The organism is Roseovarius bejariae, from assembly GCF_009669325.1.
In the GTDB taxonomy this organism is placed as follows: domain Bacteria; phylum Pseudomonadota; class Alphaproteobacteria; order Rhodobacterales; family Rhodobacteraceae; genus Roseovarius; species Roseovarius bejariae.
Window position 1 is genome coordinate 282,916 of sequence record NZ_SZWE01000002.1, and the last position, 21,260, is coordinate 304,175.

Sequence of the window (21,260 nt, forward strand, 5' to 3'; positions counted from 1 at the left end):
AAATAATTGATGGCCCGGGTCTTTGACTCGGCGGCCAGTTCGCTACATTCTTACTCTATGGGCATAGGATACCGCTTTCTCAACCGTATCGTGGCGGCACTTTGGCTGGTAGTCGCGTTTTCCCTACCTGTGGGTGCGGAGAACAGTGACCGTGCCATGGAAATGTTACAGAAATTGCCGGAGGCGGAACCGAAAGAGGCCCGCCGTCTGGCCCGCGAGATCGAGCACGAGTGGTCGAAAACCGGTTCTCCTGCGATGGACCTGTTGCTCAAGCGTGGCCGCGAGGCGCTTGAAGCCGGTGATTCGCGGGCGGCCATCGAACATCTGACCGCCTTGACCGATCATGCGCCGGAATTTGCCGAAGGCTGGCACCTGCGTGCCATTGCCCTTGCCAACTCCGAGCGGTACGGCCCGGCGATTGAGGATCTGTCGCGCGCCTTGGCCCTCAACCCGCATAACTTCAACGCGATGTATAGTCTGGGGTCGGTGCTGGACGAGGTGGGGTATCCCGATCTGGCGCAAGAGGCCTTCTTGCGCGCGGCGTCTATACATCCGCATTCCGAGGACGTAACCAAGGCGTTGGAGCGTGTGGCCCGCGAAGTTGGCGGCGCGGATCTCTGAGAACCGAGGGAGTAGGCCCCGATGTCCATGGCCGCGCAATCCAGAACCCTGGCGGTTCTGGGCCCCACCAATACCGGGAAGACGCATTTCGCGATCGAGCGGATGCTGGGCTATCGCACGGGGGTGATCGGCCTTCCGCTGCGCCTTCTGGCGCGCGAGGTGTATGACCGGATTGTCGCGGTCCGCGGGCCTTCAGTGGTGGCCTTGGTCACCGGGGAAGAGCGGATCGTGCCCGAGCGGGCGCAATTCTGGGTTTGCACCGTCGAGGCGATGCCCGAAGGGCTGGGTGCCGATTTCGTGGCGATCGACGAAATTCAGTTGTGTGCCGACCCCGAGCGTGGGCATGTCTTTACCGACCGGCTGTTGCGGGCGCGGGGCTTGCGGGAAACGCAATTCCTGGGCAGCCACACCATGCGCGGGGCAATTGCGGCACTGGTGCCCGGGGTGGAATTCCTGAGCCGCGAGCGGATGTCGCAACTTTCCTACGCAGGTTCGAAAAAGATAAGTAAAATGCCGCCTCGAAGCGCCATCGTCGGTTTTTCGGTTGATAATGTATATTCCATAGCCGAGCTGTTGCGCCGCCAAAAGGGCGGTGCAGCGGTGGTCATGGGGGCGCTTTCACCGCGTACACGCAATGCGCAGGTGGATCTTTATCAAAACGGGGATGTCGATTACCTCGTGGCGACCGATGCCATCGGGATGGGCCTTAATCTGGACATCGACCATGTGGCGTTTTCCTCGCTGTCGAAATTCGACGGGCGTCGGATGCGGGCACTTGCGCCCAATGAACTGGCCCAGATCGCGGGGCGTGCGGGTCGGGGGATGAGCCACGGCACATTCGGCGTGACGGGCGAGGCGCCGGAACTGCCTGACGAGGTGGCGCAGGCGATTATGGACCACCGCTTTGCCCCCATTCGCAAGCTGGAGTGGCGCAATCCCAAGCTGTCCTTCGGGCAGGTGGACGCACTGATTGCCTCGCTTGAGGCCAAGCCCGAGGGCGAGTGGCTGGTGAGGGCGCGGGAGGCCGATGACCTGCGGGCGCTGCGGACCTTGGCCGAGCAATCGGAGGTGCGGGCAAGGGCCAGTGACGGGCCATCGGTGCGCCTGCTGTGGGATGTCTGCCGAATCCCCGATTTTCGCGGCATCAGCCACGCCGAACACGCCGGGCTATTGGAAACCATTTACAGAGATCTGCACGAAAGGGGCCGGGTGCCCGACGACTGGCTGGCGCGGCAGGTAAAACGCATCGACCGGACCGATGGTGACATCGACACATTGTCGAAACGCCTGTCCTATATCCGCACATGGACCTATGTTGCGCAACGAAAGGGTTGGGTCGATGACGAAATGCATTGGCGTGGCGCGACACGCGCGGTAGAAGACCGCCTGTCGGATGCGCTGCACGAGCGTTTGACCCAGAGATTTGTGGACCGGCGCACATCCGTGCTCTTGCGCCGGCTCAAGCAGAAGGAGGCCATGGTGGCCGAAGTGAACGACAAAGGTGAAGTGACGGTCGAGGGCGAATTCGTCGGGCGTCTGGAAGGGTTCCGCTTTATTCAGGATAAGGCGGCTGCGGGGCAGGAGGCGAAAGCCATCTCGCAGGCCAGTTTGCAGGCGCTCGCGCCGCAATTCCATTTGAAAGCGGATCGGTTTTACAACGCGCCCGATACCGAGATCGACTTTACCGAGCAGGGCGGGTTGATGTGGGGCGAGCAGGCCGTGGGCAAGCTGGTGTCCGGGGCCGACCCGATGAAGCCGCAGGCGCAGGCCTTTGTCGATGAAGCGGCGGGCGATGACGTGGCCCAAAAGGTGCAGCGCCGCTTGCAGCATTTCATTGACCGCAAGGTGGCCACCCTGTTCGAGCCGCTGTTGAACATCCAACGCGACGAGGAACTGAGCGGTCTGGCGCGCGGATTCGGTTTCCGCATGGTGGAAAACCTCGGGATCATCCCGCGCGGTGAGGTGGCCGATGAGGTCAAGGCACTGGATCAAGACGCGCGCGGTGCCCTGCGCAAGCATGGTGTACGCTTTGGCCAGTTCACGATTTTCATGCCCTTGCTGCTGAAGCCCGCACCGACGCGCTTGCGTCTGGTGCTGTGGTCGCTGGCACAAGGGCTGGAGGAATTCCCCGAAGCGCCGCCGCCGGGCCTGGTGACGGTGCCGTCCGGTACGGCGCATCCGCGCGGCTATCACGCGATGTCGGGTTATCGTGCGGCTGGCGAACGGGCCATTCGGATCGACATGCTGGAACGTCTGGCCGATATGCTGCGCGCCGAGGACAGCCGGGGTGGGTTCGAGGCCAAGGCGGATATGCTGTCGATCACCGGCATGACGCTGGAACAATTCGCCGACCTGATGCAGGGCCTCGGATACAAGGCCGAGCGCGGCGAGCGTGAAAAGGTCAAGCCCGTGGATCAGGCCATGGCAGAGGCTCCGGCGCAGGCCCAAGATGCGGCCGAGGCGACAGCCGAAGATCAAGTTGAGGCGATCCCCGACGAAGGCGAAGCGCCAGTGGCGGTTGAGGCACCGGAGGCGGCAGAAGTGCCTGCGGAGGTGCCGGAGGCCAGCGAAACCGAGGCGCTTCCGGGCGAAGCCCCGGCGGCCGAGCCTTCCGAGCCCGAGGTGGAGGTGTTCTATACCTTCACATGGGCCGGGCGTGGCGGGCGTGCGCGCAACGAGGGCCGTAGCAAGCCCCGGGGGGAAAAGCCCGCAGGCAACAAGCCGCGCGGCAAGCCCGGCAAAGGCAAGCCCAAGCGCGAGCAGGGGCCGAAAACCTTTTCCTCCAAGCCGCAGAAGAAAGACAAGATCGACCCGGACAATCCCTTTGCCGCGGCCCTCATGGGCCTCAAGGACAAGGGATAAGCGCCCGGTTTGGCCGATCAGCCGGAGAAAATCCGTCTGGACAAATGGCTTTGGTACGCGCGTTTTTTCAAAACGCGCGGCCTCTCGGCCAAGCAGGTCTCGGCGGGGCATGTGCGTGTCAATTCCGAAAAGGTGGCCAAGCCCGCCCATAGCGTGGGGCCGGGCGATGTTCTGACCTTTGCGCAGGCGCGCCAGGTGCGGGTGGTAAGGATTGTGGACGTGGGCGAACGGCGCGGCCCCGCGCCAGAGGCGCAGGCGCTTTACGAAGACCTCAGCCCGCCGCCCGAACCCAAGGACAGTGTTGCGCCCGCCCCCAAATACGAGGGAAAAGGGCGCCCTACCAAGCGGGATCGGCGCAAACTCGATCTCAATCGCCCGGATACGCTTGATTGATCCGCGCCTGTGGATTAGGTCAGGCACAACGCGCCAGAATGAGAGACCGAAATGACCTATGTGGTGATCGATAACTGCATCGAGTGCAAATACACCGATTGCGTCGAGGTGTGCCCCGTGGATTGCTTCTACGAGGGTGAGAACATGCTGGTGATCCACCCCGACGAATGTATTGATTGCGGTGTCTGCGAGCCGGAATGCCCCGCCGATGCGATCCGCCCCGATACCGAGCCGGACATGGAAAAATGGGTGGAATTCAACCGCAAGTATTCCGAGATGTGGCCGGTGATCATCACCAAGAAAGACCAGCTTCCGCAGGCGGAAGAGCGAGATGGCGAGACTGGAAAGGTCGACAAGTACTTCTCGGAAAAACCTGGTGAGGGTGGCTGACCCTCAACTGGGTGATTCGAGCCTTTGACGGGGATGCACCCCTGATGGAACTTTAAGATCGCTCTGTAAGTATTTGAAATAGAAGTCTGAAAAATCAAATTTTAATGCCTCCACTTCCGAATGGGGGCATTTTGTGTTATATATCCGTTACATATGTAGATGCCTGCCTGATATCCATTTGCCCATGCCATCGCTTGGGAATGGTTTTCTTTGCGCCTGATGTCTGTTTTTCGGGGTCACCGGAAGCAGTGTGTGACGTATTGAACAGGCTTACCCTGTGAGGAAGACCTGAATGAGCAAAGCCAAGAAATCCGAGTTTCGCCCAGACGATTTTGTTGTTTACCCCGCCCATGGCGTGGGGCAGATCATGTCGATCGAAGAGCAAGAGATTGCCGGGATCAAACTGGAACTCTTCGTGATCTCTTTTGAAAAAGACAAGATGACCCTGCGGGTGCCCACAAACAAGGCCACCGAGATCGGGATGCGCGGCTTGTCGAGCCCTGATGTGGTCTCCAAGGCGATGACCACGCTGAAGGGTAAGGCCAAGGTGAAGCGCGCCATGTGGTCGCGCCGGGCCCAGGAATATGAGCAAAAGATCAATTCCGGCGACCTGATCGCGATTGCCGAGGTGGTGCGAGACCTGCACCGTTCGGATGATCAGCGTGAGCAAAGCTATTCCGAGCGTCAGCTTTACGAAGCCGCGCTTGAGCGTTTGACCCGCGAAGTGGCCGCCGTTTCGGGCGGTGACGAGGTAAGCGCCGCCAAGAAGGTGGATGAAGTGCTGATCACCCGCGCTGCATAAGATTTTCCCGAACTTCGGGTCAAAGGCCGTGCCCCAAGGGCGCGGCCTTTTTACATGCTGAGATAGAAAAGCAGCGCAATTTCAGTCACTTGCTGTACCGCTCCAAGGATGTCGCCGGTTTGGCCGCCGATCTTGGCACGGGCGATGCGACCCATCGCTAGGGTCATCAGGACGGCCCAGATGACTGCGCCAAAGAGGTGCCAACCCAGAAGAAAAAGGCCTGGAATCAAAGTGATAGCGATGCCCAGGGCGGCGGTTGCCGCTGTCGGGCGCCCGGTGCTGTGCGAAAGTCCGTGATCGCGGGCATGGGGCAGGGCGGCCATCAGGGCGGGCATGGTTGCGCGCGAGAGCATGGGGGCGGCAAGGAGGGCGGTCAGGGCCGTGGCCGGGGATGCTTCGAACACCATCCAGATCGCCGCCCAACGCCCTGAAAACGAAAGGAATAGTGCGAGCACACCATAGGTGCCGATGTAACTGTCTTTCATGATCTCAAGGCGGCGGGCGCGGTCCCAGCCGCCCCAGAGGCCATCGGCGGTGTCGGCCAATCCGTCCTCGTGCATGGCACCGGTCGTGATGGTTAAAATAGCCATTGAAATCAATGCACTAAGGGGTGCGGCGAGTCCCATCCAAAGCCCGCCAAGCCCCGCCAGACCGGCCAGCCCGCCGGTCACGAGGCCGACAAGGGGATAGGCCCAAGCGGCCTTGGCCCCGCGCTCGAAACTGCTGACATGCACTGGAAGGCGGGTGAGAAGCGCAAGGGCCAGCGGAAAATCCGACGCCTTTACAAGGGCTTGGTCGTTTTTCATCGTCTTTGGGCCTTTTCCGGCTGCGTCTTTGGGCAGGGCTGCGATACATAAAGCCATGACAGGATGCAATGGATGGACCGATGCGCCAAGACTTTACCACGCTGAGCGAATTTTCCGAGATACTTCAAGGACTTCCGGGGCCGGATGATAAGGCCGTGACGGCGGCGAAGGCGCGGGATGGGCAGTTGACGAAGCCGCCCGGCGCCTTGGGGCGGCTTGAAGACCTGGCGGCGTGGTATTGCGGCTGGCGCGGCGATCCGCAACCGATGATCGACGCTCCGCAGGTCATTATTTTCGCGGGAAATCATGGGGTTACGGCGCAGGGGGTCTCGGCCTTTCCGGCGGATGTGACGGCACAGATGGTCGCCAATTTCGAAGCCGGGGGCGCGGCTGTGAACCAGTTGGCGAAACTGGCCGGGGCGCGCATGGATGTGCATGCCCTGGAGTTGGATACGCCCACGGCGGATATGACCGAAGGCCCGGCGATGAGCGAGCAGGAGGTTGTCGCTGCACTCAGAACAGGTTGGCAAGCCGTTGATTCAAAAGCGGATTTATTGGTCGTCGGCGAAATGGGAATCGGCAACACGACGGCGGCCTCGGCGATCGCCCTTGCGCTTTTTGGCGGGGAGGCCAGTGATTGGACCGGGCGTGGGACCGGGGTCGAAGGGGAGGCCCTGCGCCACAAGGCCGAGGTCGTGGCACGTGCTGTCGAGGCGAATTCATCCTGTAAAACCGATGGCTTGGAGATTCTGCGCTGTCTTGGCGGGCGGGAGCTTGCGGCGATGGCCGGGGCCATGGTGCGGGCGCGGGTTTTGCGTATCCCATTGATTTTGGACGGTTTTATCTGCACGGCGGCTGCTGCCTGCCTTGAGAAGGCGCAAAAGGGCGCTTTGGATCATGCCGTTGCGGGACACCGGAGCGCCGAGGGCGCGCATGACAAGCTTTTGAAATCGCTTGATAAAGACCCTCTCTTGGCCTTGAATATGCGGCTTGGCGAAGGCTCGGGCGCGGGCTTGGCGATCAATATCCTCAAGGGGGCCTTGGCCTGTCATTCGGGCATGTCCACCTTTGCCGAGGCAGGCGTTTCCGAGGGCTGATTTTCGTACGAGTCGTACGATCACCCCCGGAGTTTCGTACGAAAACCGGCGAGGGTCTCGGACTGATCGTACGAGTCGTACGAAAATGGCGCCTATTCCCCGGCCTCTTTCTGATCAAGTTCCGCGGATTCTTCGAGTTGTGACAGCAGCATGGTCTGCAACTCGCGCTCAAGGTCCTTGGCGCGGGCGATATAGGCGGAATTCTCGACCGTGGGAATGTTGGGGTCCCACAGGGCGGCCAGTTCGCGGACCGACTGGCGGTCGTGCTTGTAGAAGGTCTGTTCCAGTTCGGCGGCCTCGAATTCGCTGAGCCCCATGTTTTCCAGCACGTAGCGCCCGGCGCGCAGGGAGCTGTCAAAGACCTCGCGCACGATGTCGTCGGCCCCGGCCTTGTAGAGGCGGAACACATGGGTCCGGTCGCGGGCGCGGGCGACGATGTGCAGGTCGGGGCGTTCGCGGCGGGCGAAGGCCACCAGCTTGGTGATCTGTTCGGGGCTGTCCAGCGCGGCGACCAGAACCTTGGCCTCGCCCAGACCGGCGGCATGCAGAAGTTCGGGGCGGGTGGGATCGCCGAAGAAGCCCTTGACCCCGAAACGGCGCATCCGCTGGATCGCGGTGAGGTCGTGATCCAGCACCACGGTATTGAACCCCGAGGAGCGCACGAGGCGGTTGACGATCTGCCCGAAACGGCCGATCCCGGCGATGATCACCGGCGCCTGATCGTCGATCGTGTCGGGTTCCTGTTGCTCGGTCACCTCGTCCATCTGGCCCGAGAGCCAGTCGTAGAGGATAAAGAGCAGCGGCGTGATCAGCATGGTGAGCGCCACCACCAGAAGCAGCATTTCGTTCATCGCGGGGGGGATGACGTTCTGCTGACCCGAGAAGTTGATCAGCACGAAACCGAATTCGCCGGCCTGCGCCAGTGACAGGGTGAACAGCCAGAGGTTCCGCCCCTTGAGGCCGAAGGCCCGACCGAGGAAATAAAGGATCGCGCCCTTGATCAGGATCACGGCAAGGGCAATCCCCACCACGGCAAAGAAATCGCGGGCAAGCACGGCAAAGTTGATGCCCGCGCCCACGGTGATGAAGAACAGGCCCAGAAGCAGCCCCTTGAAGGGTTCGATGTCGCTTTCCAGCTCGTGCCGGAATTCCGAGTTGGCCAGCACGACACCGGCAAGGAAGGCGCCGAGCGCCGGGGAGAGGCCCACGAGGTTCATCACATAGGCGATGCCCACCACGATCAGCAGCGCCAGCGCGGTATACATCTCGCGCAATCGTGCGGCGTGGATGAAGCGGAACACCGGGCGGGTCAGGTAGATGCCCGTCAGGATGATCGCGGCCACGGCCCCGAGGGTGAGCAAGGTCACGCCCCAGCCCGGCAAGCCCTGGACAAAGGAGGCGGCGGTGCTGTGGACGCCGTGATCGCCGACCAGCCCGGAATCGCCCATGCGGTCGAGGGCGTCGGACAGCACCATGTCCGGCGGTTTGGGCAGGGCCAGAAGCGGCAGCAGCGCCAGCATCGGGATTACCGCGATGTCCTGCGTCAGCAGAACCGAGAAGGCCGAGCGCCCGCCGCCGGTTTGCATCAATCCCTTTTCCGACAGGGTTTGCAGGACGATGGCGGTCGAGGACAGGGCAAAGACCAGTCCGATGGCCAGAGAGATCGACCACGGCTGCCCGAGGGCCATGCTCCCGATCATGACGGCCAGCGTGGTGAGGGTGATTTGCAAGCCGCCGAGGCCCAGAAGCCTGTGGCGCATGTCCCACAGGGCGCGGGGTTCAAGCTCCAGCCCGATGAGGAACAGCATCATCACGACGCCGAATTCCGCGAAGTGTTGCAGCTCGGCAGTTTCGTGGCCACCCACGAGCCCGAGAATCGGACCGATCAGGATACCCGCCGCCAGATACCCCAGCACCGAGCCAAGCCCGAGGCGCGCGGCCAGGGGCACGGCGATGACCGCCGCGGCGAGGTAGATCGAGGCTTGAAACAGGAAGCCTTCCATGGGGATCTCCGGGTGCTGCTATACTTATGGGTATGCGGCAAGCTGCGCATGGGAACAAGGGCCTTGCGCGGGACTTTGGTATGACTGTTGTTAGGTAGGGGGGCAGGGTCGGTCGGGCTAGCCGCGTGGCAAGCGCAAAACGATGTTGCGGCTGCCTTTCCTGTAGCGCAGTTCGCTGTCGCCGATTGCCGTGACTTGGCCGCGGTCAAGGCGGTCGCCGACCTCGACCTTTTTGTAGCGGCCATTGGCGAGGCGCACGAGGGCGCGGCGGTTGGATGGTGTGCCATAAACGCCGATGAGATTGACCTGACGCAGGTTGACCTGATTTTTTTCGGTCGCGGCGCGGGCGACGGTGGTGCCGGTGGGCGCAGGCGGTTGGACGCGCTGTGCGGCGCTGACCGGTTGTGCGGCGGCGCGCCTTTGGGCCTGTTTGACGATGCGGTCGAAATTTCCGGGCCGCTGATTGGGCTTGAGCGAGGCGGCGACGGCCTGTGGTGTGGCGCTGGCGAAGGGATCTTCGGTGGCCTGTGCCTCTTCGAGGGCCTGCGCGACGGCATCGGCCTGTGCGGCCCGGGCCTCGGCTTCGGCTTTGGCCTCGGCGCGGGCGCGGCTGGCGGCCTCTTGTGCGCTTTCGGGGCGCAGTTTGGGGCGCAGGGCCGCGAGTTCGGTCCGGGTGCGCCCGCCAAGGCCAAGCTGGCCGCGTTCGTTTTGTTCGGCAAGGTCGTCAGGGCGGAGCCTGGGCCGGACCCCCATCAGGCGTTGCAGTTCCTCGGGCGGTTGCGCCATGGCGATGGCGCCGGGCCGGTCGGGGAAGATGTCGGGGGTCAGGGGCGGGGCCCCGGCAAAAACCTGAACCCCGGAGGGGGTGAGCGCACCGTCGGCCGTGGCCACCACCATACCGCGATCATCCAGCGTGTAGCGTGTGCCTGCCGCGGCGGGGGAGGCGGGTGTCGGCGGGCGCGCATCCGGCGTCAGGCGGGCCATCTCGGGCAGGGCCACGGCATCGGAACTGGGCACATGGCTGTCGATCGAGGTTTGGTAGACATCATCGGATGTGCCCGCGTGCGGGGTGCGCAGGGGGCGCGGGGCGCGTTGCCAAATCCCGGTGGCGGCATAGCGGGCGCGCGCCTCGTCCGGGGTGAGTTCCGCCGGGGCGGGCTGCGACAGGCGGGATTCGGCATCGCTGCGGGGGGTGGCCTGATCGTCTGGCAGGGCGGCGAGGGTCACGCCCTCGTCCTGCTGTGCGGCGTCGGGTTGCGCGGCGTCGGGCGCGGAGGGGGGCGTGACATCGGGGGTGGCGGCGGTTTTCGTCTCGTCATCGCCGAAGAACCGCGCCAGGCCGTCATCCAGGAAGATCGAGGCCCAGGCCGCGACCGAAACAAGAAACAGCAGCAGGATCGCCGTGAGGATCAGGCCAAGGTAACGCGGCTTGCCGCCCACCGGGGCCTCTCCACGCGCGCCGAAGACGGTCATCCTGTGGGCCTCGGCGGCGTGGGCCTCGGCCGGTGAGGCGGGCTTGCCAGCCTTGGGGGCGGGAGCCTGCGATTTGTCGCGGCGCGTGCGGAAGCCGGCGGTCAGGCCCTTGCGGGGGGGCTGTGTCGTGTCCGGGGCCGCATCGGCGGCGGGCGTGCTGTCGCCGGGGCCGTCGTGCAGGCGCGCGTCGGGGTCGGGGTGCAGCGAGGCCCCGAGATCGGCGGCGGTCCCCTCGGGCAGGGCGGCATCCGGCGTTCCGGTGACCGGGGCGGCGGGTTTCGCCGGTGGCTTGCCCCCCCGTGCGGCCCCGGCAAGTTTCGGTGCGCTGGCGGGGGCTTCGGCAGCGCGGCTGGCCCGGATCGAGGTGAAGGCCGCCGGGGCTGTTTCCTCGGGCGCGGGGGCCGCGGGGGCCTCTGTGTCCGGCGCGTCTTCGGCCGCGCTATCCTTCTCGTCGGTCTCGGGGGCCTTGGTCTCGGCCTCCGGGGCGGGCGTGCTGTCCGCCTCCGTCGCAGGTTCCGGCGTGTTTTCCTCGGGCTGATCCTCGGCCTCGGGTTCCCCCTCGATCACGGGCCCTTCCGTCACCGGCAGGCTGGCGGCGCCAAGGATGCGCACCGGCGCGTTGTCGCGGGTGAGGGATTCGCCCTCCAGCAGACTGTCGGCCTCCGATGTCTCGCCAAAGAAGGGTTCGCCCACGAAATCCCCGGTCTCGGGGATGGCGACGAAACACAGCGCGTTGAAAGCATGATCGCGGGCGAAATGTTCCGCCTCGGTCAGGGTTTCGCGGGCCACGGCGGCGACATGCACCTGCCCGGCGCCGACAGACCAGTCATAGACCAACTCATCGAGGCTATAGGGCGTCGTGCCGTCGAGGTGGCGGCGCACCTCGTCTTGCAGGGCGTCGCCGGTGGCGGTGCCTTCCTCGAAGGAGAGGTACTTGATCTGTTCGTTGGGAATGACGAGTTTCGTGGTCATCCCGCTGGGATCGAGCGCGCGCGCCTTTTCCCGCAGGTCGCCAAGCGCGGCGGTCAGGTCATCACTGTCAAGCGCCACCTCGCCGACAAGATGCCAGCCGGGATGCGCCCGGTGCAACAGGCCTATGCCGTCGAACGAAAGGGTAAGGGCGAAATTCGGTTTCATAAACACCGCTTTAACATCGGTCCTGACAGAGCGGGAGTCACATCCCGCAGGGTTTGGATTTTACAGCAGCTTGCCGCCGAGGCAAAGGGTGGAAGCGAGCGAGACCAAGATGCAAAACTGTCACCCTCGTAGGGTGCGCAAGGGCTGACGCGCATTTATTGCCAGTCTTGCCCCGCGCCACCCTGCCGCCGGATCATCCGCATATCGGGGTGGTCGAAGAGCACATCGCCAAGCTGGCCTGACCAAACCCCAAACCGTACAAAACGCACGTCCGTTTTGTACGCTTCCCCACCGTGCGCCCTCTTAATCCGCACCGCGCGCCGCCCCGGCACCGAGGTGATGCCGACGTTATACCGGCGCGCTACAGCCCGCCCGAAATCGCGCCTCGCCCTTGTTAACAAAGCAAAACGGGCCCCGAATCGCTCGGGGCCCGTTTGTCATTCACAACCTGTTAACTTGCTTAGGCCGTGGCCTTCGCCAAAGCCTGTTCCAGATCGGCGATGATGTCGTCGGCGTCCTCGATGCCGATGGAAATCCGCACCACGTTGGGCGCGGCCCCGGCGGCGATCTGTTGCTCTTCGCTCAGCTGCCTGTGGGTGGTCGAGGCCGAGTGGATAATGAGCGACCGGGTGTCGCCCAAGTTGGCCACGTGGCTAAACAGCTCAAGGCTATCCACCAGTTTCACGCAGGCGTCATAGCCGCCTTTCAGCGCCACGGTGAACAGCCCGCCCGCGCCCTTGGGGCATATGCGTTCGACCCGGTCGTGATAGGGTGAGGAGGGCAGGCCCGCATAGGTAACCCCTTCTACCGCCTCGTGTTTTTCCAGCCATCCGGCGACCTTTTCGGCGTTCTCGACGTGTTTCTGCATCCGCAAGGACAGGGTTTCGATCCCCATCAGCGTGTAATGCGCCGCCTGCGGGTTGAGGGTCATGCCGAGGTCGCGCAGGCCCACGGCGATGCCGTGGAAGGTAAAGGCCAGCGGGCCGAAGGTCTCGTGGAACTTGAGGCCGTGGTAGGCGGGTTCCGGTTCGCTGAGCGAGGGGAACTTGCCCGAGGCGGACCAGTCGAAATTGCCCGAATCCACCACGCAGCCGCCGGTGACGGTGCCGTTGCCGGTCAGGAACTTGGTCATGGAGTGCACGACCAGCGTCGCGCCATGTTCGATGGGGCGGCACAGGTAGGGCGTGGCCGAGGTGTTATCGACGATCAGCGGCAGGCCCGCCTTGTCGGCAATGGCCGAAATCGCATCAAGATCAGTGATATAGCCGCCCGGGTTGGCGATGGATTCGCAGAACACCGCGCGGGTATCCTCGTTAATCGCCGCCTCCACGGCGTCGAGATCGTCGAAGTCCACGAATGTCGCCGACCAGCCGAAGCGCTTGATAGTTTGGCTGAATTGCGTGATCGAGCCGCCGTAAAGCCGGGTGGAGACCACCACGTTCAGGCCCGGACCCATCAGCGGGAACAGCGCCATGATCTGCGCCGCGTGCCCCGAGGAGCAGCAGACCGCCCCGGCACCGCCCTCAAGCGTCGCCACACGCTCTTGCAGCGAGGCGACGGTGGGGTTGGTGAGACGCGAATAGATATAGCCCACTTCCTGAAGGTTGAAGAGCGCCGCCGCGTGTTCGGCATCGCGGAAGACATAGGCCGTGGTCTGGTAGATCGGCACCTGACGCGCGCCGGTGGCCGGATCGGGGCGGGCGCCCGCGTGGATTTGCAGGGTGTCGAAGCCGTGTGCCATTCGGTTGGTCCTCTCTGTCGGAATTGCTTGCCAAATGGTTTAGGGCATTGGAGGGTGCGTCACAACTGTGCAGCTTTGGGCAAGGAGGCGATATGGCCTATCCCTTTCATCTGGCGATCAATGTTCGCGATCTGGACGACTCCCGAGAATTTTATTCCGGCCTCATGGGGGCGGTCGAGGGACGATCGACCGATTCATGGGTGGATTTCGATTTTTTCGGTCATCAGTTGAGCCTGCATCTGGGGGAGCCTTTTGCCACGCAGGCCACCGGCAAGGTGGGTGAACATATGGTGCCGATGCCGCATTTCGGGGTCGTCCTGCCCTTGGATGTCTGGCGCGGGGTGGCCGAGCGGCTGGAGGCGGCGGGTGTCGATTTCATCATCCCGCCCTCGGTGCGTTTCGAGGGCGAGCCGGGGGAGCAATGGACGATGTTCTTTCGCGATCCGTCGGGGAACCCTGTCGAGGTGAAGGGATTTGCCGAGATGTCGGGCGTGTTCGACAGCTGATCGTCAGTCGCGGTTCGAAAAACGGCCCCCGAGGGCGGGGGCGGTGCCGGTGAAAAGGTAAAACAGGCTTTCCAGAATCCGGCGCAGCAGGGGTTTGGGCCGCGAGGGCATGTCATCCTGTTGTGTCGTGTCGAACGGGAGCGGGTCCAGCAGTTCGACCGTTTCCGTATCGAGGGCGTCGAGAAACTTCGCCGCCTCATCTGCGCGGGCGGTTTCCACCATGACCGGCACGCCGCCGAGTGCGACCGAGAGGTATTGCACGTTCGACAGTGTGTGAAACCCCGGCACGAAAACCCTGAACCCGGCCCCTTCGAGGGCGGTCACGAGGAGCATGGCCTCGGCCGGGGCGTAGACCTGCGCGATGCGGGTGAGGCCGGGGACCTTCGTAAGCGGCATCAGCGCATCCAGTAGCCGTTGCGGCGGATGCGGTTGCGGATCGCCTGTTCCTTGCGGGGCAGGTCATCGCGATCGAAGAGGTCGCGCACCTTCTGACCGCGGCCATGGTAGATCATGAACTTGATGGCGTCGTGGTTCTTGAGCACCTTCTTGACCGGGTTGGGGGCGGTGACGCGCTCCAATACCTCGACCGTGTGGTCGTTTTCCCTCGCATAGAGCAGGGGCAGGAAGCGGTAGTGGCAGGTCACATCGCCGTCGAGGTAGCCATCGGGCAGGCATCCGTAGCCGCCGCCGAAACTGTGGATCACCAAGGGCAGGGCCACCTGATCGAGCCATGGATCGAGTGATTGGCAAACCAGTTCGGGCGGCGCGTCGTCGCGGATGGCAAGGGCATAGTCGAGAAACCGCTGCCCGAAGGCGCGGGGGCATTCGTAGTAGAAGAACCCGGCGTTGAAATAGAGGTAACGGCGCCAGAATTCATCGGGGTAGGAGGTGTCGAGGGAGCTTTCGAAGTCGAGCCCGAACTTGTCATAAAGCGATTTCCACGTGGCGCTGTAGCCGGGGCCGTAGAGTTGGATTTCGGGCCATGTGTTTTCGCGTTTCATCGAGGCTTGGGGCCGTGAGAAATCGAAGGGAACGGTGGAGATGTCGCCCGTGATCAGCGTATCGGTGTCGAAGAACACGAATGGCTCGCCTTCGGGCATGGCCAACAGGGCTTCGATCTTGTTGCCGTTGGGATAGCCGGAGCCGAAGTGACGGGATTCGAAAGGGATGATCTCGGCGCCGAGGTCTTCGAGGAGGGCGCGGGTTTGCCCGCCGCGCATGCTTGGGTCCTTGTTCCAGAGCGGGCCGTTTTGCGGTTCGGCCACGATCAGGCGCCCTTTGAAGCCGGGGCTCATTTCGCGCAGGGAGGCGGCGAAGATCACGGCCTCGTATTGCAGGCGGCCGCCTTGGCCGACGATGACGATGTTGAATGGCTGTTGAGGCTTTGCCTGTTTCGCCTTTTTGGCCATGCTCACCCTCTGACCCTCGTTATATTTGCGGGCAGTATAGGGGGGATGCGGCACGGGCAGAAGGGGAGAGTTTCGGTGAATTTCGCCTGATTCAGATGTGCAAGTTGTTTTGCTTGCTTTTTGTCCATGCAAGTGGTTATACTTGCGGGTATGTTCGTGGTTCTGACAGGCGATATCGTGGCCTCCTCCGATTTGGATGTCGAGGCGCTTGAGGCGACGCTGGATGGCATTGCCGGCGCGGCGAAGGGCGTTGGCGGTTGGCCGGGTGTGTCCCAATGGGGCTTTGCCCGGCGCGGCGGCGATGCCTGGCAGTTGGCCTTTGACGCGCCTGCGCTGGGCCTGCGGGCGGCGCTTTTCATCAATGCCACGATCCGGCGGCTGGACAAGGCGCGAATGACGCGGATTGCGATGGCCGTGGGCGCAGGGCAGATGCCGGGCAATGATCCGAACGCGGCCCACGGGGCGGGGTTCACCGCCTCGGGGCGGTTGCTGGAGGCGTTGCCTGCGGGCCGTTACCTTGATGATGCGGCGGGCGGCGCGGCGGCGGCCGTGGCGCGGCTGGCCGATCACATCGCGCAGGGATGGACCCCTGCCCAGGCCCGCGCCTTGACCGAGCAATTGCCCCCCGGGGCCGGCACCCGGGCCGAGGCTGCCGCGCGGTTGGGGATCAGCCGGCAAGCGGTGGATCAGGCCCTATGGGCCGCCGGGTTCCCGGCCATCGAAGCGGCCCTTGCGGCCTTGGAGGATGACAAGTGAAACTGCTTTCTTTCGTGCGAGGCAAGTCAATATGGTTGCGGTGACCTCCGGGATGAGCGCCGGTTTCGTTGCGCTTCTTCTGGCGCATGTGCTGGCAGATTTTGTGTTTCAAACCAAGGGGATGGTCGAAAATAAGCGGCATCCCGGTGTCTTTGCCCTGCATATCGGTATCGTTTTTGGCCTGAGCCTTGTGGCGCTGGGCGGGGTGTGGCCGGTGGCCGGGGCGGTGGCGCTGGCGCATCTGGGGATCGACGGGATCAAGACCTATGGGGTTCCCGCGCGATGGCAGGCAACTTTCACCGCGTTCATGCTGGATCAACTGGCGCATCTGATGAGCCTCGTGGCCGCGGTTGCGATTTGGCCCGAGGCCCTTTCAACCGGGTTTTGGGCGCCGTGGCTGACCCTGTTGGTCGGGCCTGCGGTGGTGATCTCGGGGCTGATCCTGACGGTCATTGCAGGGGGCTATGCCGTGGGGTTGATCACCGCGCCCTATGCACGGGCTTTCAAGGCGCAGGGCCTTGAAAACGCGGGGCAGATGATCGGGCGGCTGGAACGGGCGGTGATTTTCCTGCTGATCGCCATAGGCCAGCCTGCGGGGATCGGGTTTCTGATCGCGGCCAAGTCGCTGTTGCGGTTCGAGGCCACCAAGGAGCAGAAGGCCAGCGAATACGTGATTATCGGCACGCTGACATCCTTTGGCTGGGCCTTGGGCATGAGCACGGCGACACTGGCCCTGCTGGCCATGGTGGCGGGGTAACGTCCAGATTTTCCGGGAGGGAAAGTGGTGGGCGACCTAGGAATCGAACCTAGCGTGCGTCTCCGCGAGGGAGTTACAGTCCCCTGCCACACCTTGCGGCCTGTCGCCCACTTTCCAAGGGCCATAGCCCGTGGCGTGGGGGCGTATGTAGGGATCGTGCCGGGGGGCGTCAAGACGAAAATGCCTTGCAGCGGGAGGCAGAGGCGCGCATTGTCGCCCTTCGGTTCAAGAGGTGTCAGATGGCGGCGAAGAAACCCAGGTGGGTGATCGAAAAAGAGCAAGCGAAACGCGAGGGCGCGCGCGAGACCGTGTGGCTTTTCGGGCTTCATGCGGTGCGGGATGCATTGATGAATCCGGCGCGCGAAAAACTGCGCTTGATCGTCACCAAGAACGCCGCCGACAAGCTGTCCGAGGCGATCGCGGAGGGCGGGATCGCGCCCGAGATGGCCGATCCGCGCAAGTTTCCGGCGCCGCTTGACCCGCAATCGGTGCATCAGGGGGCCGCCCTGGAGGTCAAGCCGTTGGACTGGGGGGCTTTGGCCGATCTGGCGCTTGGCGGGGCGGCAGGCGTGCCGCCGCGGATCGTCATGCTGGACCGGGTGACCGACCCGCATAACGTGGGGGCGATCCTGCGCTCGGCGGAGGTGTTCGGGGCCTGTGCCGTGGTCGCCCCGCGCCATCATTCGGCGCCCGAGACCGGGGCGCTTGCCAAGACGGCGAGTGGTGCCTTGGAGCGGCAACCCTATGTGCAGGTGCGCAACCTTGCCGATGCGATCAGGGAATTGCAGGGCATGGGGTATCTGGTGCTGGGCCTTGCGGGGGAGGCCGAACAGACGATTGAAGACGCCTTGGAGGGGCGGCGTGATCGGCCCGTGGCGCTTGTCCTGGGGGCCGAAGGGCCGGGGTTGCGGCAAAAGACGCGCGAGACCTGTGACGCGCTGGTGCGGATCGAGTTCGCGGGGGGTTTTGGCTCGCTCAACGTGTCGAACGCGGCAGCGGTGGCGCTTTATGCGGCGCGGGCGCGCGGGGGCTGATGCCGGGTTTGCCATCAGGGGTTGGAAAATTGCCCGGGCTCAATATCTTTTTCGGAGCAGGAAAAGGCAGGCGGATGGGACCGAAGATTGCCACATGCAGCTATTGCGGCACGCGCGCGGCGCTGATTCTGGATCGGGGGCGGCATGAATTGGTGTGCTCGACCTGTGGTGCGCCGCTGCATGATATGAAGGCCCTGCCGAGGCAGGGGGATAACCCGCGCAAGCCTGCGCCTGCGGGCGCGGCCCCCAGGCGGCCCGGTGCACGGCGGCGGGTCAAGGTGGATTGGGCCGCCGAACGCGCCCATGCCCTTGGTGAGGAACGCACGCGAAAGCCGCGCCGCAAGCCCCGGAAATCATTGGCCTATCGGATATTGGATGACTTATGGGACGGGATCGAGGATATCTTCGATTAGCGGGAATCCGCCGATATCGTGGAGATGTTCACAAGCCTTTTACCAAGGCTTTTTATTTTGAATCGCGTCCCTATCTATTGTTCAGAAACGTCGGAATGGAACACCGGCGTTTCACTTCACTGTCCCTCGTTCCGCGACTGGCGCCCAAGGGTTTCCCTTGGGCGCTTTTTTCTTCCTCGAAGCCTGTCTAGAGTGCCGCCATGAGCCAAGAGTATTCAGACGCGCATCTGCGCAAGATCCTGACCCGCACCAAGCGCATCGCCGTGGTGGGGGTGTCGATGAACGAGGTGCGCCCGAGTTTCTACGTGGCGCGATATCTCAGGCTGAAGGGATTCGAGGTGGTGCCGGTCAATCCGGGCCATGCGGGCAAAACGGCCTTCGGTGCCGAAGTCGTTGCTTCGCTCAGCGATATCGAGGGGGGCGTGGACATGGTGGACATTTTCCGCCGGCCCGAGCACGTGCCGCCCATCGTGGAAGAGGCGTTAGAGTGCTTTCCGAAGCTACAGACCGTCTGGATGCAGATCGGTGTGGTCAACGAAGAGGCGGCCGAGATGGCCCGGGCGCGAGGCGTGGACGTGGTGATGGACCGTTGCCCCAAGATCGAATATCAGCGCCTGTTCGGGGAGTTGCGCATGGGCGGGTTCAATACCGGGGTGATTTCTTCGAAACTGTAAGGGTTTAGGGGCGCTGCCCCTTGGTTGAAAATGGGATTTTCAACCTACCCCGGAGTATTTTGGGAAAGATGAACAGGGGTCAGTCGCTTTGGATGTCTGCCGCGATGCGCATGTCGCGCAGGGGTTTCACGAGTTCGATGGCGCGGGAATAGATCGGGTCGGCCTTGTAGGCGGCAAGGTCGTCTTCATTGTCGAATTCGGCATAGACGACGAAATCCACTTCGGCGCCGGTCAGCCGGTCGGCGTGCATATTGCGGCCCACCTCGAAGTGGCGGGCGTGAGGGATTTGCCCAAGGGTTTCCAGACCTTCGCGGATGCGGTCCAGGTCGGCTTGGTCGCGGGCGGTGAAGAAGACGATGTGGCGGATCATTTCGGGCGCGATGCTTTTTCCTGAAGGCCGGATTGGGTTTGGCGGCGGGCGAGTTCGCCCATGACGTCCTCAAGGCTGACGCCGCGGCTGTGCAGCATGACGAGCAGGTGAAAGACCACATCGGCGGCCTCGGAGGTGAGGGCCTTGGGATCGCCTTTGACTGCTTCGATCACGGCCTCGATGGCCTCTTCTCCGAATTTCTCGGCCACTTTTTCCGGGCCTTTTGCCAGAAGTTTGGCGGTCCAGCTGTCTTCGGGCGTGGCTGCTGCGCGGGTGGCGATGATCTGTTCAAGCTCTTGCAGGGTCATGCGCCTGTCCTGACGGCAATGCCATTGGCGGCCATGTGGTCCTTGGCCTGTTGGATGGAGAACTCGCCAAAGTGGAAGATCGAGGCGGCCAGCACGGCAGAGGCGCCGCCCTTGGTCACCCCATCAACAAGGTGATCGAGTGTGCCAACGCCGCCCGAGGCGATGACGGGAATGTCGACCGCGTCGGAAATGGCACGGGTCAGCGGCAGGTTGAAGCCTTCGCGGGTGCCGTCGCGGTCCATCGAGGTGAGCAGGATTTCCCCGGCGCCCTTTTCCTCGACCAGCTTGGCGAATTCCACAGCGTCGATACCCGTGGGTTTGCGCCCGCCGTGGGTGAAGATTTCCCATTTGCCGGGTGATACGGTCTTGGCGTCGATGGCCACGACGATGCATTGACTACCGAATTGGTCAGCGGCCTCGCGTACCACGTCGGGGTTGGCCACGGCGGCGGAGTTGAACGACACCTTGTCGGCCCCCGCCAGCAGCAGTTTGCGTACGTCCTCGGCAGTACGTACGCCGCCGCCCACGGTGAGCGGGATGTAACATTGCTCGGCGGTGCGGGTGACCACATCGAGCATCACACCGCGATTCTCATGGGTGGCGTGGATGTCGAGAAAGCACAGCTCATCGGCCCCGGCGGCGTCATAGGCCTTGGCGGCATCCACCGGGTCGCCCGCGTCGCGCAGGTTGACGAAGTTCACGCCTTTGACCACGCGGCCATCGGCCACGTCGAGGCAGGGGATGATGCGGGTCTTCAACATGAGGCTCAGGTAGCGTGTCCGCGCGCCATTGTGAAGGTCTTTTGCCGCGGAAAACGCTTGGCTAACGATGGGCAAGACGCAAAGAGAGCAGGCCGGAGGTGAGGATCACCGCGAGGCCGGTGAGCGAGAGCGCATCGGGCCAGTCGCCGAAGGCCGCGTACCCAAGGAGCGTTGCGGCGATGAGTTGGGTATAGACCAGCGGTGCGATGACCGAGGCCGGGGCGCTGCGGTTGGCCATGGCGAGCAGGAAATTACCCATGGCCGAGCCTGCGGCGCTGAAGCCCAGAAGGGCCCAGACATAAGGAGACATCCGGGGCGCGCCCATGGTGAAGGCCAGCGGAGCCAGAAGGATGGTTCCGGTCAGCAATTGAGAAATCAGCAGGAAACGGGGCCGAAAGCCGCCTGCAAGCCAGCGGGTGGCGGTAAGGAAGCTGCCGTAAAACACGCCAGCCAGCACGGCAAAACCCATGCCCGCGCCAGCACCGAAACCGGGTTTGACCACCAGAAGCACCCCCGCGAAACCAAGCACCAGAAGGGCGCTGCGGGCCGGGGTGACCTGTTCCCTGAGCAGAAGCGCGGCCAGAACATATGAGATGATCGGGCCAATGAAAAAGGCCCCGAAAACATCGGCAATGGGTTCGGTGCTGAGCGCGGTGAGGATCGAGGCGATGCCACCGACCACGAGCCCGCCGCGTAGAAGAATACGCCAGTTTGCCAGCTGCGGGAGTTCGCCGCGTGTCAGGCCGCTGAGGGGTAAAAGCACGATGGCGGCCATGGCGAACCGCGCCCAGGCCACGAAGAAGGGATGTGCGCCCGCCTGCGTCAGGGCCTTGCCTGCCGTATCGCCAGCAACGATGCAGAACATGGCGGGGACGACCATGGCCAGCGTTGCCCAAAAGGAGGGAGCGGCAAGAGCGGTGGCGGGTGTTCGAGGCATGGGTGGGCTG

22 protein-coding genes and 1 tRNA gene are annotated in these 21,260 nt (G+C 63.5%); 12 read left to right on the forward strand and 11 right to left on the reverse strand.

All coding sequences use genetic code 11. The annotated features are described in order from the left end of the window. Positions 1 to 9 precede the first annotated feature (9 nt). The 5 genes from FDP25_RS15425 (at position 10) to FDP25_RS15445 (ending at position 5,068) form a co-directional block, all read left to right on the forward strand. Positions 10 to 621: a tetratricopeptide repeat protein gene (locus FDP25_RS15425; protein WP_246175943.1), complete on the forward strand. Its 612-nt coding sequence runs from the start codon at positions 10 to 12 to the stop codon at positions 619 to 621. Between the two features lie 27 nt (positions 622 to 648). After that, the gene (locus tag FDP25_RS15430) at positions 649 to 3,483 is read left to right on the forward strand and encodes a helicase-related protein (protein ID WP_154155062.1); all 2,835 of its coding nucleotides are present in this window, start codon (positions 649 to 651) and stop codon (positions 3,481 to 3,483) included. A gap of 9 nt (positions 3,484 to 3,492) precedes the next feature. Then, entirely contained in the window at positions 3,493 to 3,876 is a 384-nt protein-coding gene (locus tag FDP25_RS15435; protein ID WP_154154304.1) for an RNA-binding S4 domain-containing protein, read from the forward strand. A gap of 51 nt (positions 3,877 to 3,927) precedes the next feature. After that, positions 3,928 to 4,266 carry a ferredoxin FdxA gene (gene fdxA, locus FDP25_RS15440; protein WP_154154307.1) on the forward strand — a complete coding sequence of 113 codons (339 nt, stop codon included), beginning with the start codon at positions 3,928 to 3,930 and terminating at the stop codon, positions 4,264 to 4,266. Between the two features lie 292 nt (positions 4,267 to 4,558). Next, entirely contained in the window at positions 4,559 to 5,068 is a 510-nt protein-coding gene (locus FDP25_RS15445; protein ID WP_154154311.1) for a CarD family transcriptional regulator, read from the forward strand. Between the two features lie 50 nt (positions 5,069 to 5,118). On the opposite strand, the gene cobS is transcribed toward FDP25_RS15445, so the two are convergent. Continuing rightward, positions 5,119 to 5,874: an adenosylcobinamide-GDP ribazoletransferase gene (cobS, locus tag FDP25_RS15450; protein WP_154154314.1), complete on the reverse strand. Its 756-nt coding sequence runs from the start codon at positions 5,872 to 5,874 to the stop codon at positions 5,119 to 5,121. 80 nt (positions 5,875 to 5,954) lie between these two features. On the opposite strand from cobS, the gene cobT reads away from it, so the two are divergent. After that, on the forward strand, positions 5,955 to 6,971 hold the full coding sequence (cobT, locus tag FDP25_RS15455; protein WP_154155064.1) for a nicotinate-nucleotide--dimethylbenzimidazole phosphoribosyltransferase: 1,017 nt from the start codon (positions 5,955 to 5,957) through the stop codon (positions 6,969 to 6,971). A gap of 92 nt (positions 6,972 to 7,063) precedes the next feature. Here cobT and FDP25_RS15460 read toward each other — a convergent pair whose 3' ends face one another. From FDP25_RS15460 to FDP25_RS15470, 3 genes are all read right to left on the reverse strand, one after another. Then, positions 7,064 to 8,974 carry a monovalent cation:proton antiporter-2 (CPA2) family protein gene (locus FDP25_RS15460; RefSeq protein ID WP_154154317.1) on the reverse strand — a complete coding sequence of 637 codons (1,911 nt, stop codon included), beginning with the start codon at positions 8,972 to 8,974 and terminating at the stop codon, positions 7,064 to 7,066. A gap of 117 nt (positions 8,975 to 9,091) precedes the next feature. Then, positions 9,092 to 11,584, reverse strand: a complete 2,493-nt coding sequence (locus FDP25_RS15465) for a hypothetical protein (protein WP_154154319.1) — start codon at positions 11,582 to 11,584, stop codon at positions 9,092 to 9,094. A gap of 460 nt (positions 11,585 to 12,044) precedes the next feature. Next, positions 12,045 to 13,325: an O-acetylhomoserine aminocarboxypropyltransferase/cysteine synthase family protein gene (locus FDP25_RS15470; protein ID WP_154154322.1), complete on the reverse strand. Its 1,281-nt coding sequence runs from the start codon at positions 13,323 to 13,325 to the stop codon at positions 12,045 to 12,047. Between the two features lie 92 nt (positions 13,326 to 13,417). On the opposite strand from FDP25_RS15470, the gene FDP25_RS15475 reads away from it, so the two are divergent. Further along, positions 13,418 to 13,831, forward strand: a complete 414-nt coding sequence (locus FDP25_RS15475; RefSeq protein WP_154154325.1) for a VOC family protein — start codon at positions 13,418 to 13,420, stop codon at positions 13,829 to 13,831. 3 nt (positions 13,832 to 13,834) lie between these two features. Here FDP25_RS15475 and FDP25_RS15480 read toward each other — a convergent pair whose 3' ends face one another. Both FDP25_RS15480 and FDP25_RS15485 read right to left on the reverse strand, forming a co-directional pair. After that, on the reverse strand, positions 13,835 to 14,227 hold the full coding sequence (locus FDP25_RS15480; RefSeq protein ID WP_154154328.1) for a hypothetical protein: 393 nt from the start codon (positions 14,225 to 14,227) through the stop codon (positions 13,835 to 13,837). Next, entirely contained in the window at positions 14,227 to 15,240 is a 1,014-nt protein-coding gene (locus FDP25_RS15485) for a hypothetical protein (RefSeq protein ID WP_154154331.1), read from the reverse strand. The genes FDP25_RS15480 and FDP25_RS15485 overlap by 1 nt, the downstream gene beginning before the upstream one ends. Before the next feature lie 126 nt (positions 15,241 to 15,366). Here FDP25_RS15485 and FDP25_RS15490 point away from each other — a divergent pair, with 126 nt between their 5' ends. Then, complete coding sequence (locus FDP25_RS15490; RefSeq protein ID WP_154154334.1) at positions 15,367 to 15,996, forward strand: MarR family transcriptional regulator; 630 nt, start codon at positions 15,367 to 15,369, stop codon at positions 15,994 to 15,996. A 52-nt stretch (positions 15,997 to 16,048) separates the two neighbouring features. Next, the gene (locus FDP25_RS15495) at positions 16,049 to 16,753 is read left to right on the forward strand and encodes a DUF3307 domain-containing protein (protein WP_172982826.1); all 705 of its coding nucleotides are present in this window, start codon (positions 16,049 to 16,051) and stop codon (positions 16,751 to 16,753) included. A gap of 25 nt (positions 16,754 to 16,778) precedes the next feature. Here FDP25_RS15495 and FDP25_RS15500 read toward each other — a convergent pair. After that, a tRNA-Tyr gene (locus FDP25_RS15500) sits at positions 16,779 to 16,862 on the reverse strand. Between the two features lie 130 nt (positions 16,863 to 16,992). On the opposite strand from FDP25_RS15500, the gene rlmB reads away from it, so the two are divergent. The 3 genes from rlmB (at position 16,993) to FDP25_RS15515 (ending at position 18,874) form a co-directional block, all read left to right on the forward strand. Then, complete coding sequence (gene rlmB / locus FDP25_RS15505; protein ID WP_154154340.1) at positions 16,993 to 17,787, forward strand: 23S rRNA (guanosine(2251)-2'-O)-methyltransferase RlmB; 795 nt, start codon at positions 16,993 to 16,995, stop codon at positions 17,785 to 17,787. 74 nt (positions 17,788 to 17,861) lie between these two features. Next, the gene (locus tag FDP25_RS15510; RefSeq protein WP_154154343.1) at positions 17,862 to 18,200 is read left to right on the forward strand and encodes a C1 domain-containing protein; all 339 of its coding nucleotides are present in this window, start codon (positions 17,862 to 17,864) and stop codon (positions 18,198 to 18,200) included. Between the two features lie 200 nt (positions 18,201 to 18,400). Beyond that, positions 18,401 to 18,874, forward strand: a complete 474-nt coding sequence (locus FDP25_RS15515; protein ID WP_154154346.1) for a CoA-binding protein — start codon at positions 18,401 to 18,403, stop codon at positions 18,872 to 18,874. A 79-nt stretch (positions 18,875 to 18,953) separates the two neighbouring features. Here FDP25_RS15515 and FDP25_RS15520 read toward each other — a convergent pair whose 3' ends face one another. The 4 genes from FDP25_RS15520 to FDP25_RS15535 form a co-directional block, all read right to left on the reverse strand. Next, the gene (locus FDP25_RS15520; RefSeq protein ID WP_154154350.1) at positions 18,954 to 19,244 is read right to left on the reverse strand and encodes a Dabb family protein; all 291 of its coding nucleotides are present in this window, start codon (positions 19,242 to 19,244) and stop codon (positions 18,954 to 18,956) included. After that, positions 19,241 to 19,552, reverse strand: coding sequence for a phosphoribosyl-ATP diphosphatase (locus FDP25_RS15525; protein ID WP_154154353.1), 312 nt, complete (start codon positions 19,550 to 19,552; stop codon positions 19,241 to 19,243). The genes FDP25_RS15520 and FDP25_RS15525 overlap by 4 nt, the downstream gene beginning before the upstream one ends. Further along, complete coding sequence (hisF, locus tag FDP25_RS15530; RefSeq protein WP_154154356.1) at positions 19,549 to 20,313, reverse strand: imidazole glycerol phosphate synthase subunit HisF; 765 nt, start codon at positions 20,311 to 20,313, stop codon at positions 19,549 to 19,551. Before hisF ends, FDP25_RS15525 begins: the two co-directional genes overlap by 4 nt. A gap of 61 nt (positions 20,314 to 20,374) precedes the next feature. Further along, on the reverse strand, positions 20,375 to 21,250 hold the full coding sequence (locus FDP25_RS15535; RefSeq protein ID WP_154154360.1) for a DMT family transporter: 876 nt from the start codon (positions 21,248 to 21,250) through the stop codon (positions 20,375 to 20,377). Positions 21,251 to 21,260 lie beyond the last annotated feature (10 nt).